At 60.6% G+C, this 16,807-nt stretch carries 14 protein-coding genes; 5 read left to right on the top strand and 9 right to left on the bottom strand.

The features are described 5' to 3' along the window. Positions 1–13 precede the first annotated feature (13 nt). From addA to regB, 7 genes are all read right to left on the bottom strand, one after another. Complete coding sequence (gene addA / locus IE188_RS12300; RefSeq protein ID WP_191286804.1) at positions 14–3,385, bottom strand: double-strand break repair helicase AddA; 3,372 nt, start codon at positions 3,383–3,385, stop codon at positions 14–16. Next, positions 3,382–6,327 (bottom strand): double-strand break repair protein AddB, encoded by a 2,946-nt coding sequence (gene addB, locus IE188_RS12295; RefSeq protein WP_191286803.1) that lies wholly within the window; start codon positions 6,325–6,327, stop codon positions 3,382–3,384. The genes addA and addB overlap by 4 nt, the downstream gene beginning before the upstream one ends. Further along, complete coding sequence (locus IE188_RS12290; RefSeq protein WP_191286802.1) at positions 6,311–7,003, bottom strand: nucleotidyltransferase family protein; 693 nt, start codon at positions 7,001–7,003, stop codon at positions 6,311–6,313. The genes addB and IE188_RS12290 overlap by 17 nt, the downstream gene beginning before the upstream one ends. Continuing rightward, a complete protein-coding gene (locus IE188_RS12285) occupies positions 6,985–7,998 on the bottom strand; it encodes an aminoglycoside phosphotransferase family protein (RefSeq protein ID WP_191286801.1) in 1,014 nt (337 codons plus the stop codon). Before IE188_RS12285 ends, IE188_RS12290 begins: the two co-directional genes overlap by 19 nt. Next, entirely contained in the window at positions 7,995–8,492 is a 498-nt protein-coding gene (gene tsaE / locus IE188_RS12280) for a tRNA (adenosine(37)-N6)-threonylcarbamoyltransferase complex ATPase subunit type 1 TsaE (RefSeq protein ID WP_191286800.1), read from the bottom strand. Before tsaE ends, IE188_RS12285 begins: the two co-directional genes overlap by 4 nt. A 41-nt stretch (positions 8,493–8,533) precedes the next feature. Then, positions 8,534–10,117, bottom strand: a complete 1,584-nt coding sequence (locus IE188_RS12275) for a PAS-domain containing protein (RefSeq protein ID WP_191286799.1) — start codon at positions 10,115–10,117, stop codon at positions 8,534–8,536. A 99-nt stretch (positions 10,118–10,216) separates the two neighbouring features. Beyond that, positions 10,217–11,599 (bottom strand): sensor histidine kinase RegB, encoded by a 1,383-nt coding sequence (gene regB / locus IE188_RS12270; RefSeq protein WP_191286915.1) that lies wholly within the window; start codon positions 11,597–11,599, stop codon positions 10,217–10,219. 137 nt (positions 11,600–11,736) lie between these two features. Between regB and IE188_RS12265 the strand changes: the two genes are divergently transcribed. From IE188_RS12265 to IE188_RS12255, 3 genes are all read left to right on the top strand, one after another. Continuing rightward, entirely contained in the window at positions 11,737–12,366 is a 630-nt protein-coding gene (locus tag IE188_RS12265; RefSeq protein WP_191286798.1) for an SCO family protein, read from the top strand. Between the two features lie 83 nt (positions 12,367–12,449). Further along, positions 12,450–13,004, top strand: a complete 555-nt coding sequence (locus IE188_RS12260; protein WP_191286797.1) for an ActR/PrrA/RegA family redox response regulator transcription factor — start codon at positions 12,450–12,452, stop codon at positions 13,002–13,004. A 23-nt stretch (positions 13,005–13,027) separates the two neighbouring features. Continuing rightward, positions 13,028–13,333: a hypothetical protein gene (locus IE188_RS12255; protein ID WP_191286796.1), complete on the top strand. Its 306-nt coding sequence runs from the start codon at positions 13,028–13,030 to the stop codon at positions 13,331–13,333. Here IE188_RS12255 and IE188_RS12250 read toward each other — a convergent pair. Both IE188_RS12250 and IE188_RS12245 read right to left on the bottom strand, forming a co-directional pair. Further along, complete coding sequence (locus IE188_RS12250; protein ID WP_191286795.1) at positions 13,330–13,836, bottom strand: GNAT family N-acetyltransferase; 507 nt, start codon at positions 13,834–13,836, stop codon at positions 13,330–13,332. The genes IE188_RS12255 and IE188_RS12250 overlap by 4 nt on opposite strands. Beyond that, positions 13,833–14,429, bottom strand: coding sequence for an HD domain-containing protein (locus tag IE188_RS12245; RefSeq protein WP_191286794.1), 597 nt, complete (start codon positions 14,427–14,429; stop codon positions 13,833–13,835). The genes IE188_RS12250 and IE188_RS12245 overlap by 4 nt, the downstream gene beginning before the upstream one ends. Positions 14,430–14,564: 135 nt before the next feature. On the opposite strand from IE188_RS12245, the gene ahcY reads away from it, so the two are divergent. Further along, positions 14,565–15,950, top strand: a complete 1,386-nt coding sequence (gene ahcY / locus IE188_RS12240; RefSeq protein ID WP_191286793.1) for an adenosylhomocysteinase — start codon at positions 14,565–14,567, stop codon at positions 15,948–15,950. A 152-nt stretch (positions 15,951–16,102) separates the two neighbouring features. Beyond that, positions 16,103–16,765, top strand: a complete 663-nt coding sequence (locus tag IE188_RS12235) for a hypothetical protein (protein WP_191286792.1) — start codon at positions 16,103–16,105, stop codon at positions 16,763–16,765. Positions 16,766–16,807 lie beyond the last annotated feature (42 nt).

Here is a 16,807-nt window from a genome sequence, read left to right as displayed (position 1 = left end):
TGTTGTGGTGAACCTAGGTAGGCAGACGGGTTGCGTCAAGGTGCGTGAAAGCCGCATCCACCAAAGCATTTTCGAAACGCATCAGCTCACGGGTTTGTGTCCACAGGATCGCGCAGCGCACATCCCGGTCGGGGTAAATCTGGCAAAGCACCGCGCGATAGGCCCCCAATTGCCTGAGCAGCCCGTCGGGCGTGTCCTCGGGCGTTGCGGGTACGACGCGATTGGTTTTGAAATCCACCGCCAGCACCTCGTTTTCGGTCAGGATCAGCCTGTCGATCACCCCATGCAGCACACGACCCGGCAGGTTGGGCAGGGTGGCGGTGACGGGCACCTCGGCCAGGTCGGCGTGGGCAAAGATCGGGGCCAGATCAGGGTCGGTGAGAACCGCGCGTGTTTCGTCCAGAAGGGACGTGAGCGCGGTGTCCGATGCACGATCTTCGCCCGATCCAAGCAGGAACTGTGCCGTCTCATCCCATTTGAATTGCGGGATGTTGGGAAGGTGTTCCAGCAGCAGATGGATTTGCCGCCCCCGCATTTTGGCGTCATCGGTATCGCCAAAGACCTCTTCCCCCGCAAGCGCCTTGGCCCCGCCCAGATCCGAGGGAGAGATGGGTTTGACAGTGGGCGCGGGCGCATCCACGCGCATCGCCAGCCAATCAGGCAACTCCGGTTTTGTGACCTGCACCTCTGTTGTATCGTTCAGGGCCGGTGCAGGCCAATCACCTGCGGAAAACCGTTTGCCCGCCCCAGTGGGAAAGCCACATTCAACGCCACCCGCCATGCTCATCGCGCCTTCGCAAATGCGATACCAGACATCGGAGCCGGGCTTGCCAATGGTTCCGGCCGCCGCCAGAATCAGCCAGTGTTCGGCACGTGTCATGGCGACATATAGCAGCCGGGTCCGCTCCTCGATCTCGGCGTCTTTCAAGGACTGGGCAACCTGATCGATAGACGCAGTCCGATCTTCCTGCTTGGGAGAGAAAAATGCATGGCCGCCCGGAAGCTTCGCAACAGCCGGCATCGGGGATGCTTTTTTCTGCGCCAGATCCGGCAGGATGACAATCGGGGCTTCAAGGCCTTTTGCGCCATGGATAGTCATCACGCGAACCTGACGACCCACCGAATCCATCCGGCGTTTGACCGTCACATCATCGGTTTGCAGCCAGGTCAGAAACCCGGTCAGACTGGGCGTGCCGGATCGCTCATAGCCGATGGCCTGTGCCAGCAGCGCGTCGATGCCATCCTCGGCCTCTTGGCCAAGGCGTCCCAGGAATTTGCGGCGACCGCCATGTCGCGTCAGCGCCCGCTCCAACAATTCATAGGGGCGCAGGAAATCCGCGGAATCGCGCAGATCCTGCAAGATGCGCACCGTTTCGGGGTGTTGCTCGGCGCGGTCGGACAGGGCGCGCCACAAATATTTGCCTTTGCTCCGCGGATGCGCCAACCGGAACAGATCATCTTCGGACCACCCGAACAACGGCGACCGCAATAGAGCGGCCAAGGACAGATCATCCTCGGGCGTTGCCAGAAAAGACAAAAGCGCGGTCAGATCCTTCACCGCAAGCTCGGCCCCGATCTTCAACTGATCCGCCCCGGCAATGGGAATGTCACGGGACTTGCAGGCACGGATGATCTCGTGAAACAGCTCTTTGCGGGATCGGACGAGCACCAGAATGTCACCGGCATGAACCGGGCGATGTTTACCGTTTTCCGCCGGAATAGTCTCGGTCTTGATCATGCGGTCGATGTCGTCGGCGATATGCTCAGCCAGTTGAACACGATGGTCCTGCGGTGACGGGGCATCGACCGGATCATGCCAATCCCGGTCTTCGTCATGGCTGACGGGTTCGATTGCAGGCCACAGATCGACTCGCCCGGGCTGGGTGTCGAAAAACGCGCGGTGCAGGAAATCACCGCCCAAACCGCTTCGGGTTTTCAGGGCAAGGTCAACAAACTCCAGGATCGCGCGGGACGACCGGAACGAGTATTCAAGCGGCATCTGAACCAGATTGCGCCCCACTTGCGACAGACGATCGGTGAAGGTCGCGCGCATCCGGTCGAAGGCGGCGGGCTCGGCCCCCTGAAAGGAATAGATCGACTGCTTCGGGTCGCCCACCACGAAGATCGTGCGATCCACGTCGTCGCGAGCGCCGAAACCGCTGGTGAACTCGCGCGCCAGATTGTCGATGATGCGCCATTGCGCGGGGCTTGTATCCTGCGCTTCATCGACAAGAATATGGTCGATCCCGCCATCCAGCCGAAACAGCACCCAGGCAGCGACCGATGGGTCCGTCAGAATGGCGCCCGCTTTCAGGATCAGGTCGTCGAAATCCAGCAACCCCCGCGCCAGTTTTGCCTCTTCATAAAGGCGCACATAGTGATAGGCGAACCTGTGCAGTGCTGCCGTGCGTTTGACGTTCAAAAGGGCGATCCGCGCCAATACCGCATCCTCGACCCTCTGCATGAAATCATCCAGTTGCGGCACAATCGCCGCACACGCCCCAGCACGCATTGATTTGGTGGGAAAAGACCCTGATTTGGCGGAATAGGGTGGTTTTTGAAGGATCATGAACCGCGCGCAACGGTCCAGAATATCGAAAGATGGTGCGGTCAGGTCCGCCCCCGCCAGATGCCCGGCCGCCCTTTGTTCGGTGGTGCTTCCGGTGGCAAGGATGTCGCGCAGCGTGGCCAGCATCTGCAAATCGCCGGGTTGGAACAGCGCGTCAAGAATGGCGCCTTCGTCCAGCGCGGGCGACACGTCGAACCAGGCGGCAATCTCGGCTTCTGTCACCTGCTCGACGAACAGGGTGCGATTGCCGGTGATTTCGGCGGTCAGTAGTTCCATGTCCTCGCCGGTGAAATGCTGCGACAGCGCGGCGACATGACCTGCCAGCGACCCCTCGCTCATCCGGTCCAACAGTTCGGCGCGCAGGTCGCGGGCGGCGCGGTCATCCATCTCGGTGAATTGCGGCGAGACCCCGGCCTCCATCGGGAAGCGACGCAGAAGCGATGCCGCATAGGCGTGGATGGTCTGGATCTTCAGCCCGCCCGGCGTTTCGATGGCGCGCGCGAACAGCTGCCGCGCGAGGGACAAGTCGCCGATGGTCTCCAACCCCAATTCCCGCAGCGCGGCGGACAAATCCTGATCGTCCTTCATCGCCCATTCACCCAGCCGCTTGAACAGGCGGTTCTGCATCTCGCTTGCGGCGGCCTTGGTATAGGTCAGACACAGAATGTTCTGGGGCGACACGCCTTCGAGCAACAGGCGCGCTACTCGGTCGGTCAGAACACGTGTCTTGCCGGACCCGGCATTGGCCGACAGCCAGGTCGAGTTTTGCGGATCGGCGGCCCGGATCTGGCTTAGCGTGGCGTCGTCAAACATCATTGTCCCACCCTGATTTTCACCGGGTCTGCGCTGTCATCCCATTCCCCGAACCGGGCCAGGTGATCATAGTCCCCGTCAAACCGTTGCTTGTGAACCGCGCGGCGGGCGGTGAACCCCTGATCCGGGCTGTGATAGGCACGGATCAAGGTCAGAAGTTCGGCCTGAACCAGATCAACCTCTGCATCCGAAAGCGGCATGGTCTTTGTTTCCTGTGGTGTCAGCCCGATATAGGCAACACTGGCAACCGGCGCGGCAGATATGTCCCTAAATCCGCCCAACCTGGCGATCACGGCTTCCAGCAGCAACTGCTTGTCATAGTGTTTTTGCATCTTTTCGGTGGGGGGCTGACCCGATTTGTAGTCATAGATTTCAAGCTGCCCGTCCGGTCGCTGGTCTATCCGGTCAGCTTTCGCGCGCAATGTGAACCCGATAACGTCGAATATCGCTTCGCCCCAGACTTCGTTTGCCAGATTGATGGCCTTTGTGCGCCGCATGCGCTCTTCGTTCACGAACCAGTCTGCGACTCGCCCGATCCGGGCCAGCCACAGGATGCGTGTGGCGGGCCATGGCACGTGTTCATCCAGTACCTCTTGCGCGATGGTCATAAGCCGCGCGGTGTCGTCATCGGGATGGCTGACCGGATCGAGCTGGGCAACATATCGTTCAAATACTTCGTGCAAAACCGTGCCCCGGATGCGGGCATCCGCAGTTTGACGAATCGGCTCCAGCGGTCTGAGATGCAGCACCTTGTCGGCATAGATGGCATAAGGATCGCGGATCAGTTTCGTCACCCCTGTCACCGAAAGCTCGGTCGGGCGCGCAGACACCGGGGGGGCTGGTGACGGGCGTGGGGCGGGGGTGACTGGCTGCACAGGTTCGTCCAACTGCGTTGCAAGTTTCACCCAGTGATCGCCACGTTCGCGCATTTCGGTAAGGGCCTGCTGCCCTGCCTCAGACATCCCGCCCATCAGATTGCACAACCGGTTCAGCCAACGCGAGGGGATGGTCTCGCTGTCTTCATCGCGGGTTGCGCGGGTCAGAAACACCTCGCGGGTTGCGATGGCTTGTTGGAAATCATGGGCAGACAGGCCGATGCGGCGTTCGGGCAGCAACAGACCTGCATCCATGCGCATCTTGCGGTTCAGCCACGGGTCCGGCCCCGGCAGTTCGGGCCATGTGCCATCGTTCAATCCCGCCAGAATGACACGATCTGCACCCTGAACACGGGCTTCGAGCGTGCCCCAGAACATCACGCCGGGATGTGCCGTCACCGGGTCACGCACCACACCCGCATTCAGAACCGAAGTGAAAAGATCACGATAGGCAGCGGCCGTCATGTTTCCGCCAAACTCAGCATTTTCGGCAAGATCAGAGACTGTTTCCAACGCGTTCTGCCCTGCCGCCTGTTCCCACAGCGCGCCTGCGCCGTCCGGGGCGCACCCCCGCGCGATACGCTCGGTCAGTTCGATATGAAGGCGCACCAGTGTGGTCAGGGACACTTCGCCGGGTTGCCCTTGGTTCAGGAACGTGTCGCCGACCCAGCTGGCCCACTTGGCGCGCGCGGGCTCTTCGGAAAACTTTTTCGCCCAGTCGGTCAGTGCCTGCGCAGTTGGTGGGGCGTAACGGCCACGCAACACGCCAAGTTCAAGGTCGCGGGTCCAGCGCAGATGATCGCCGCGCGTCCCGGCGGTGCTGTGGGTCAGAGGGTGCTTTAGCAGGGCCAACAACGCCTCGCCGCTTGTGTCCTCACACAGAAGCTGCGCGGTCTGGCGCAGCAACCGACCCGGGGCTGACAAGGCAAGTGGGCGCCCGGCACTGTCATCAGGCGCAATCCGCCATCGGTCCAACGCCGCCGCCACTTGTCGGGTCAGGTTCCGGTCGGGGGTGATCAGCGCAATCGACGCCCGATCCTCGACGGCCCGGCGCACGACCACGGCAATCGCCAGCGCCTCGTCCCTGGGTGTGCGGGTTTCGATCAGGGTCAGGTTCTGTGTTGCCGCCTCGACCCCCTTGAAGACCTTGCCCTCAACCTGCCATTGATCCGTGACCGGCGCGGGACGCAGCGCGAGTGAGACAAGCCGATTGCGCTCGGGTTCGGGGGGTGGATCATCGGTCCAGTGCGGCAGGTCTGATGGGGAAAGCTCGCAGCGTTTCAGGAAGGCCGCAAACCGATACTGCGGGTGATCCTGTGCCGAAAAAACATTGTCTAATTCAGCCCAACTTTGCCGAGGCAGGTCATAATCGAACCCCGGCAGAATGACCGCACCCTGTGGCAAACGGGCGACCGCCTCCATCAACATGGCTGTGGCCCCGCGCGACCCGGTGGACCCGGCAATCAGTATCGGGTGCTGTGGTGGTTCGTTTCGCCATTTCGCAATCGTGGCCTCGACCACCATGCGCTGGCGGGTTTCAACATCGGGCAGGTCCAGCGTGTCGTGATCGAAATAATGTTCGACCAACGAGATGAATTTCAGGCTTCTGGCCCAATGCTCGGACATCTCGCCTACATCCAGTGTGTGCAGGTCGTGCGGGTGAATGCCTTCGCTGTGCATCTCGTCCATCAGGTCGGCAAGACTGTCCGCCAGGTCGAAGGCCGCGGCCTTCGGGGCAAGGTCCGGCTCCTTCTCCAACAAGGCGGCGATCAGCTGCCGCAACTCCAACCGTCTGCGCAAGGGGGCGACCGGCAGCGGCACATCGTGCAGGGCCGGGTCGCGCGCCAGGTCGGTGATCAGCCGGATCCGGGGCAGAAATCGGGTCTGCCCATCGAACAGCGCACGTGTGCGGGCCTGCATGCGGCTGGTGTTGACGAACATTTCGACCCGTGCAAGCGCATCCGGGTCATGCGAGGTCAGGCGTTGCACAACGCCGTTGACCAGCGCGCGCGGAAAATCGACCCCGAGCGGTGTACCGAATATGCGGGGTGCGTCAGTTGGGTCGAACATTGGTATCCCTTAGCATGGTTTCGGCAAGGGTGATCCCCTCGGGGTGGCCAACATCGCACCAGCGCCCCTGGTGTTCCAGACCGAAAACGCGACCTCTGGACAACAGTTGGTCCCACACGGTGTTGAGCGAAAACACGTCTTCGGCAATCGACGCGACGGGCTGGGTCTTGATGATCTGACAGCCGGTATAGGTCAGGCCTGCACCCCGGCGCAGGGCGCCATTTGCTTCCATCATGAAATCGCCTTCGCCCTTGTGGCCGATGGCATTTTTCGGTGTGACCAGCATCAAGAGCGCGTCCATTCGGTCAGGATCCCATGCTTGCATCAATGCCTTTATCGGGTTCGGCCCCGCCCAGACCGCGTCAGAATTCAACGTCACCACCGCATCGCTATTCAGAAGGTTTAGTGCCTTTTTCAACCCACCACCGGTTTCAAGAAGCTGATCCGTTTCACGTGAATATCGTACATCGCGCTGGCCGAGGTGATTGACGATCTGATCGCCCAGGTGGTGCAGATTGACAACGACAGTCTCGATCGCACTGTCGTCGACCAGCGCCAGCGCGTGGTCAATTAACGGCTTCCCGTTAACCGGGATCAGTGGCTTTGGAAGCGTCCGGGTCAACGTGCCCATACGCGTGCCAAGCCCGGCGGCAAAAATCATGACGGCGTCTGGCATGGTGTCCTCAGGTGGTGCAGGAAATCTTCAGTTGGCGGGGGAAGCAGCGGTCCTAGCGCCGCCGACAAGCGCGACAGCGACGGGTGGGACAGATCGGTCTGCAAATTGGCCCAGACCCGTGGAATCAGATCGACATATTGCGGTTTGCCCATCACGCGCGACAGGCGGGCAAAGATGCCCAGAATCCGCAGGTTGCGCTGGGCCGAGATCAGGGCTGCCTCGGCACGGAAGCGGGTTTCGTCATGGCCATTGATCTGACAGAACATCGTGATCAGGTGGTCGGCAATGGCAGGCGAGACATCGCGCCGCGCATCCCGGATCAGCGACATAAGGTCATAGGCCGGATGGGTCAGAACCGCGTCCTGAAAGTCCAGCAGTCCGACGCGGGCGATGCCACTGCGCTGGGGCAGCCAGATCAGGTTTTCCGCATGATAATCACGCAGCGAGACCTTGTTGAAATCATCCAGCCGCGCCAGCATATCCCGCAGCACATCCATCGCTTCGGCTGCGTCGGCGCTTAGCTGCGCGCGCGGCGTTTTCCGATAGTGCAAGAAGGCCAGATCCGTGGCTTGCGCCATTTGCGCCGGGCCAAGGGGTGGAAGCTCGGGATTGGGGTGGTCGTGCAGATGGCAGATCACATGTACGGCTGCTTCGTAAAGCGGGCGTTCCTGAGATGGATCGTTTGTGATCACATTTGCGAAGAGATCGTCGCCCAGATCCTCCAGCAGCAGAAAGCCGGTCGCGATGTCATGTGCAAACACGACCGGCGCCGACAGACCCGCCTGTTTCAGATATTCGGCGACTGCCAGGAAAGGCGCCGATGAACCGGCGCGATCTGGCGAGGCGTCCATCAGGATCGCGGTTTGTTGTGTTTTTGGGTGAAACAGTCTCTGATATACCCGGGCCGAGGCATCGCCGGTGATCGGCGACATGGTGGCAGATTGCCAACCGGCACTGGCCAGAAACCGCGATATCTGATCCGCGCGTTTAGTCATGCGGGCACAGACTTCAGGACACGGTTTCGCCAGGTATCGGCATCACCTTCGAATGTGATCACACGATGGTCCTCGCACCCGTCCTCGGCGACCGGCGTGAAAGAGACAAGCAGTGCCTTGTCGGGCCAGAGGTCGCCCAACCGGTCCGGCCATTCGACAAGGCAGATGGCCTCCTGAAAGGCCTGTGTCAAACCAAGCTCTTCAACCTCGTCCGGGTGGGTCAGCCGGTAAAGATCGGCATGCCAGACCTCGGTCGGGGAAAGGTCATAGGTTTGGACCAATGTGAATGTGGGGGATGGGACATCTTCGATCTGGCCGGTCCTAACCTGCAATGCCTGAATCAGCGACCGGGCGAAATGGGTTTTGCCAGCGCCGATCCCGCCTTGCAGCAAGATCACGTCGCCTTTGCGAAGACGGGTCGAAAGATTCTCTGCAAATCGCCGGGTGTGATCCGGTGAGGGGAAATGAAATTGGTGAGAAAACGCCTGCGACATGGCAGGAGTTTTATCCCTCTGTCAGGGTGACGCAAGCCCGTTCACGCGTTTGCGGTCACGAACCTGTCGCGGTTCACGATGGGCAGGGTTTCGGTCGCAGAGGCGGCGAAACGCACCATGGTTGCCCCGCGCATCATCGGCGTGACAAAGCAGGTCAGCTGGCGCCCGTCCGACAGTGCCACAGGTTGGTGCCACTCGGATCGCTCGCCGCTTGTGGCGATGAATTCTTTCAGCGACTGCCACAAAGGCGTGTCCCCACAGGCCGCGCGCCATGTTTTGACAGCGTCGCCCAGGTTGATGTCACCCAATGTGACAGACGGATCGTTCTGCCAAAGGGTGCTGTAGGCCTTGTTTGACATCGCCAGGACGCCCCCGGCGTTGAAGATCGCGATGGCATGATCCATCCCGTCCAGGGCGGCCTGGCCCATTTCAAGCTCGGCCCGGAAGCGGCGGGTCAGGGAAATTTCCGAGCTGATGTCTTCGAACAGGAAGGCGACGGCCCCATCGGGATGGGGGCGTCCGGTCACGCGGTAGGTCTGCCCGGTGGGCAGCGCCCATGTTTCCTCGTAAGTTCCGTTGACCGCCGCTGCCTCAAGGTCGGACATCTGCTGGCGCCACGAAATATAGTCTTTCGGTTCGGGCATCATGCGTTTTTCGCGCAGTCGGTCCAGAAACCCTGACAGGGTGGGGCGCCCGACCAGAAAGTCGACCGGCAATGCCACCAGATCGGTCAGGGCCGGGTTGAAAAGCGTCAATTGCCGTTTGCGGTCGAATATCGCAAGCCCGATGGGCAGATGCGCGAAGGTCTTGGTCAGGGTGGTGATGAACTCGTTTCGCGAGGTCTCGGCCTGGACGATCCGGTCTGCGGGAACGGCCGTATAGAGCCTATCATTGCCCAACTCGGCCTCGTGCAGGTCAAACCAATGCCGGGTATCATCGCCGGGAAACTGGATTGCGACGCGGCCCGGTTGCTTCAGATCCTGCGCGTCCTTAAATTGGCCTTGCTGAAACATCTTCAGCGGCGGCCAGGTGGCCAGGTCATCGGGTTCGGTCATCCGTTCGGCAAGGTCCAGATAGGATTTGTTGGCCCAGGTGATGGCGCCGCCTGCATCCTCGCGCCAGACCATCAGGGGCAGATGCTCGGATGTGGCGCGCAGGCTTTCCAACTCGTGCTGCATTGCGTCAAAGCTCAGCCGGTCCATGGCTTTTGTTGGGGCATGACTTTCGCGGTCGATCAGTTCGATGCGTGCCAGCCCGTCCCGCCATTCTGCGATGATCCGGTTGCTGCCGTCGGTCGATGTCAGCGACAGCGTTCCAAGATCGGCCAGATCGCCCATATGCCGGGTCAGGTCGGGAAACCGGTTGTGCAGAAGCTGTGCGAACCGTTGCCAATCGGATTCAGGCCCGGCAGGGCGACCGGCCAGCATCATTTGCCGTGCGGTCGGTGTAGCGTCGCACAGGGTTTCATCGTCGAACAGGAACACCAGTTGCCCATCGCTGGCCGCTGCATCGTCACGCAGGCTTTTGCGCCGCCTTGTTTCCACCCACGACAGAGCTAGAAGCGCGACAAGCGCGGTCAGGAATGCGACCAGGACGATCCCGATAATAAGCAGAGTGTTGACCATCTTTGCCCCTTTCCGCCCTGGCGCACCCATTGCGCCGCCATCGGCAGTGAGGAACACCCTAGTCGCGGGTTGGTTAATGAAGTTTTAACCTGAGCGCATTCAGCCGAAGGGGATGTTTTCGCCCAACCCGCCCTGGGTTGGTCGGTATTCGATTCCGTCCGTGTCGCGGGGCCAGACCACCTGGGCGATGGCGCCGGATTTTTCGCGCGGATGCGGCCGGCCTGTATAGGGTTCGGTGCCGTTGGCAAAGCTCAGCTTTGCGCCGGTGCGCTCCAGCAGAGTCTTGGCGATGAACAGGCCCAGCCCCATACCTTTGTATTCCCGGCGCTGACCCTTGTCCTGGGCGGGCTTCTTGCCGCGAATGAAAGGATCGCCGATCCAGCCGATCACCTGCGGAGAATACCCGCGCCCGTCGTCAATGATCCGTAACTTGATCTCGTCGTGGGTCCAGTCGATTTCGATCCAGACCGTGGTGGTGGCGAAATCCACCGCGTTCTGAATCAGGTTGCGCAGGCCGTGAATGATTTCGGGACGGCGCGCAACGACGGGTTCATCCGCCGGGTCGTTCAACTGAGACATGACCGCGACTTCCAGTGTTTTGCCCCGGTTGACATGCGGCTCGGCGGCTTCTTCGACCAAGGTCACAAGTGGCACGCTTTTCATCAGCATGTCGTCCTTGCCCGCCCGACCCATCGACTGAAGAATATCGCGACAACGGTCGGCCTGTTGTCCGATCAGGGCCGCGTCTTCGCGCAGCTCGGTCTGATCGCCCAGTTCGTCCACCATCTCGGATGCAACCAGCTTGATGGTGGCCAGCGGCGTGCCAAGTTCATGGGCGGCGGCGGCCACGACACCGCCAAGATCCGTCAGTTTCTGTTCGCGCGACAGGGCCATTTGCGTGGCCAGAAGGGCCTCGGACATCGACCGCATTTCAGATGAAATTCTGCGGGTATAGAGACCAACAAAGCCGATCGAGGTCACCACGGCGACCCAGATGCCAAACACGAAAAGATCGGGCATCAGCACCACCGTGCCGCCGCGTGTGTGCAGCGGAATGTTGAAATCCGCGACCGCCGTGGTGGCGGCGATGGCGACGCTGCCGACAATCACGGTCGCGCGGGTCGACAGCGCGGTTGCGGCCACGGTGACAGGAGCCACGATCAGCACCATAAACGGGTTGTGAAGCCCGCCCGCCAGATACACCATGAAGGCCAGTTGCAGCGTGTCGAACAGAAGCATACCTGTGGCGTCCCGTTCGTTCAGGCGGGCGTTCTTGGGAAACACGGTCAGCGAGACCAGATTGGCAATCACGGCCAGGCCGATCGCCACCGCCGCCAGACCCAGTGGGATTTGCAGCGAGAACACGTAAATCGACACGATGATGGCCGCGATCTGACCGAAGATCGCCGCCCAGCGCAGCACGACCAACGTTCGCAGGCGCACCCAGCGGCCCGGCAGGATCTCTCCGTCCCCTTGAAACATGCGGTGGGTCAGGGGGCCTGTGCTGTTCTCGCTCATGTGATCCATCGCCTGCTTGTTTCGGGTTGCGTCATTGTGATCCCTTGTTAGTCCTGCGGAAAAATCGGATCAATGCCGACACGTTCTGAAGGAGAGAGCCGATGATGCGAATTTATGCCGTAACCGGGGCCGTGGCCATCGCCGCGCTTGTGGGTGTGACCTGGTATGTCACCACCGGCGAGGTCGACAAGTTTGCCCAGTGTCGGGCCGGCGCGGTGGGCACCGGGGTCGCCTCTATCGGTGGCCCGTTCGAGCTGACCGATGAAACTGGCAAGCTTGTGACCGACAAGGATGTGATCACAAAGCCGACCCTGGTCTATTTCGGTTATACGTTCTGCCCGGATGTCTGCCCGCTGGACAATGCGCGCAACGCCGAGGCGATGCGCCTGTTGCAGGATCGCGGCTATGATATTCAGTCGGCGTTCATCTCGATCGACCCCGAGCGCGACACGCCCGAGCATCTGGCCGATTTCACCAGCTATATGCACGAGGATATGATCGGGCTGACCGGCACGCCTGAGCAGGTGAAAGCCGCCAGCCAGGCCTATAAAACCTATTACCGCAAGCAGGAACCCGAAGAAGGGCAGGAAGATTATTACCTGATGGATCATTCCACCTTCACCTATCTGATGTTCCCTGACACCGGGTTTGCCGATTTCTTCAAACGCGACGAGACGCCGGAACAGATGGCCGACCGGGTGGGGTGCTTCATCGACGCCTCGGAGAAATAGCCGGTTTCGGTGCGTTGAAATTGACCTTACGGTGCGAAACGCATAGGTAAAGTTGAATAAGACGCGAACCGGAGGTTGGTCTGATGACGGCACAGGAACTTGAAGCGATCGGTGAGGACGCATCCCTGCTGCTTGTCGATGACGACGAACCGTTCCTGCGCCGACTGGCGCGGGCGATGGAGAAACGCGGGTTTGCACCCGAAACGGCCGGATCCGTCGCGGCTGGCAAGGCCATCGCCACTGCTCGCCCGCCAGCCTATGCCGTGGTTGACTTGCGGCTTGAGGATGGCAACGGGCTGGACGTGGTTGAAACCATTCGCGAAAAGCGCCCCGATGCCCGGATCGTGGTTCTGACCGGTTACGGCGCGATTGCCACGGCGGTTTCGGCGGTGAAAATCGGGGCGAATGACTATCTGTCGAAGCCCGCTGATGCAAATGACGTGATGAATGCGCTGTTGGCGAAATCGGACGCCATGCCACCACCGCCGGAAAACCCTATGTCGGCAGACCGGGTCCGGTGGGAACATATTCAGCGGGTCTATGAACTGTGTGACCGCAATGTCTCGGAAACCGCGCGGCGTCTGAACATGCACCGCCGCACCCTGCAACGCATCCTAGCCAAGCGCAGCCCGAAGTGATGCGGTGTCTTGGTGCTGTCGTGATGATGGTTGGACTGACCGCCTGCGTGGCGCCAGCGCCGACGCGCAGCGCGGTGGTCATTCGCCCGGATGCCGCCGGGCTACAGGTTGATCCGGTGAACAAGCGCATAGACTTCGGACGTTCGCCCAAAGGCGTCGTGCCGGCGCTGGACCGCGAACTTGGCCGGCATGAGGTGCTGCCGCTTTCAGGTTGCCCCGCAAGCATTGCGCAGCAGTTGCAATGGAATGATCTGATTCTGACCTTTTCGCGGGAACGGTTCTTGGGCTGGCGCGATGCAACCGGGCGGCAGGGCCAAACCTGCGCTTAGGCGATATCGAACCGTTTGCGGGTCTTGTCGACCACCGTTCCATCCGACAATACCATGCCGTTTATGCTGGAATAGTCTCTGAATCCGAGCTTTGCGTAGTAGGCCAAGCCCGGCTCGTTATCAGTTCGGATGCTGGCGTCTATGGCCCGTACATTTGCCCGTTTCGCGGCCAAAAGTGTGTCCCGCCACAGCACCTGCCCCACACCACGGCCCTGCAACCCGCTGCGAACGAAGCTCGCGATCACGGCCCAGTCATCGGGTAAGGCCTCTGGTCCATCATAGTCCGGGTCGGCCCATTCCAGCAGTTGAAACCCCAGCAGGTCATCGCCGTCAAATGCCAGCGTCGTGCGGATCAGCCGCGGCGCGTCGATATGCGTGGCGCACATCCGCTCTGCGTCAAACTCTGACCGGTGCGCCGTCGTGGACCCTTCCCGAATGATCGGATTGATCACATCACACATGGCCAGCGCATCCCCGGCACGGGCTTGCCGGGTGGTGATCATGTCATCTGTCCCAGCAGATCTTCGTGTCGTCTGGTGAAGTCGCGCCGCACCTCGGCCGGGGGGCGGAGCGCAATGGACAACCCCTTGATCTGCTCGGCGTTAGGTGTGCCGAAAAATCTGTTGGATTCCGCGACCGAGAAGCCTGCGATCTGGGTCGCCTCAAGCCAGGCCGAGATTCGATCCGCCTTCTTGATCGCCTTTTTGACGGTCTCGGGCAGCTTGGCAGGCAGGCCGAATTTGATGTGAATGGCCGCCATCAGGCGATCATCAAGCTCTCCATATGCCGGGCCAACCGCCGATTTGACGGGCGATATCATGTCGCCGATCACGTATTCCGGCGCATCATGCAAGAGGGCAGCCATCCGCCACTTCACCGGCGCATTGGGATTCATGCGGGAATAGAGCGTTTCGACCAGCAGCGAATGTTCGGCCACCGAGTAGGGGAAATCCCCAAAGGTCTGCCCGTTCCAGCGCGCGACGAACGCCAGACCGTGGGCGATATCCTCGATCTCGATATCCATCGGTGTCGGATCCAGCAGGTCCAGACGACGACCGGACAGCATCCGTTGCCATGCGCGGGGTTGTTTGGGCATTTTGCGGTCTCCTCGCGGGTTCAGAGCCGCACTCTGGTGTTTTTGGCCCGCGTGTCAATCAGCCTTGATTGCCAGCCCGCCGATAGGATGCTACGGCACCTGCAAACGTATTGGGTTCCGTATCGGAGAGACACCGTGACCACTGACTATATCGTAAAAGACATCAATCTGGCCGAGTTTGGCCGCAAGGAACTGGACATCGCCGAAACCGAAATGCCGGGGCTGATGGCGCTGCGCGCGGAGTATGGCGAAACGAAACCCCTGAAAGGCGCGCGGATCGTCGGGTCTTTGCACATGACCATCCAGACGGCGGTGCTGATCGAAACCCTTGTCGCGTTGGGGGCGGATGTGCGCTGGGCGTCGTGCAACATCTTTTCCACCCAAGACCATGCGGCGGCGGCGATTGCGGCGGCGGGTATTCCGGTGTTCGCGATCAAGGGCCAGTCGCTGGAGGAGCATTGGGATTATCTGGACAAGTCCTTTCAGTTTCCCGACGGCCCGAACCTGATCCTGGATGACGGCGGCGACGCGACGCTTTACATCCTGCTGGGCGCACGTGCAGAAGCGGGCGAAGATCTGGGCGTTCCCGGTTCGGAAGAAGAAGAAGTCATCCACGCACAGATCAAAAAACGTATGGAAGCCAGCCCCGGTTGGTTCACCAAGATGCGCGACCAGATCAAGGGTGTGTCCGAAGAGACCACCACCGGCGTGCACCGCCTGTATGATCTGGTGAAACAGGGTCAACTGCCCTTCCCGGCGATCAACGTGAACGACTCTGTCACCAAGTCGAAATTCGACAACAAATATGGCTGCAAGGAATCGCTGGTTGACGGTATCCGCCGCGCCACCGACACGATGATGGCGGGTAAGGTTGCTGTTGTCTGTGGTTATGGGGATGTTGGCAAAGGCTCGGCCGCCAGCTTGCGCGGCGCTGGCGCCCGCGTGAAAGTGACCGAGATTGACCCGATCTGCGCCCTTCAAGCCGCGATGGACGGGTTCGAGGTGGTGACGCTGGAAGACGCCGTGGCGGACGCTGACATCTTCATCACCACCACCGGCAACAAGGACGTGATCCGCATCGAGCATATGCGTGCGATGAAGGATATGGCGATCGTCGGCAATATCGGCCACTTCGACAATGAGATTCAGGTGGCCAGCCTGAAGAACCACAAATGGACCAACATCAAAGACCAGGTAGATATGATCGAGATGCCGTCAGGCAACCGCATCATTCTGTTGTCCGAGGGCCGTTTGCTGAATCTTGGCAACGCTACGGGTCACCCGTCTTTCGTGATGTCCGCCAGCTTCACCAACCAGGTGCTGGCGCAGATCGAGCTGTGGACCAAGGGCGATGAATACGAAAACAAGGTTTATATCCTGCCCAAGCATCTGGATGAGAAGGTCGCGCGCCTGCATCTGGACCGGATCGGTGTGAAATTGTCGAAGCTGAGCAGCGAACAAGCGTCCTATATTGGTGTCACGCCAGAAGGCCCGTTCAAGCCCGAACACTATCGGTACTAGATCGGGTTTTGCCGGGAAAGACGGCGGAAATCTGCGCTTCCTGAATGTGGAATCCGGCAACAATTTGCCGGTTCTGCATCGACTGTCTCTGCTTTGGAACCAACGCCCTTTGGATTGGTTGTGGACACGTAGAGTGACCAAAGGAGGCACACATGAAACGCAAGCATTTCTTGATGAGCACCGCAGTTGCAATGATGATCGCCGGTGGCGCCGTGGCCCAAGACACCGCCACGCCGGAAACCGGCACCGCAACCACGGGTGCAGACACCGCAGTCGTTGAGCCCATGTTCACCAGTCTCGGGGACATGACGGTTGCCGACATGATCGGCATGTTCGCCTATGACCCGGAGGGTGAGCGGATCAGCGAAGTCGACTACGTGATCATGGGGGCGAACGGGCCCGAAGTCGTGTTGGGCATCGGTGGTTTCCTGGGCCTTGGCGAATACACCGTGGCCCTGCCGCTGACCGAGTTTGAACTTGGCGATGACGGCGCGACCCTGCGTCTGGGCACCGACAAGGAGACATTGAAAACCTATCCGGAATTCGATGAATCCACCGCCGAGAACCTGCCGGGCGAAACCTCGATCGGATCGCTTCTGGCACAGGCGGAAGGTGGCGCCAGCGGTGACGCGACGATGACCGAGGAAAGCGCAACGACGACTGAAGAAGGTGCTGCCGACACCGTGACGGATGAGGCAGCCACCGAAGAATCTTCGGAAACCGAGGAAGGCGCTGCGACTGAAGAAGGCGCAATGTCTGAAGAAGGCGAAGCCACCGGTGAAGCGACCACCGAAGAAGGCACCACGACGCAATAACGTGTCGATGACGTCTTTCATGGTTTGAAGTTGAAAGCGCCG

The organism is Aliiroseovarius zhejiangensis, from assembly GCF_014656375.1.
Lineage (GTDB): Bacteria > Pseudomonadota > Alphaproteobacteria > Rhodobacterales > Rhodobacteraceae > Aliiroseovarius > Aliiroseovarius zhejiangensis.
The sequence above is the reverse complement of the archived record's forward strand: the minus strand, read 5'-3'. Positions and strand labels throughout refer to the sequence as shown.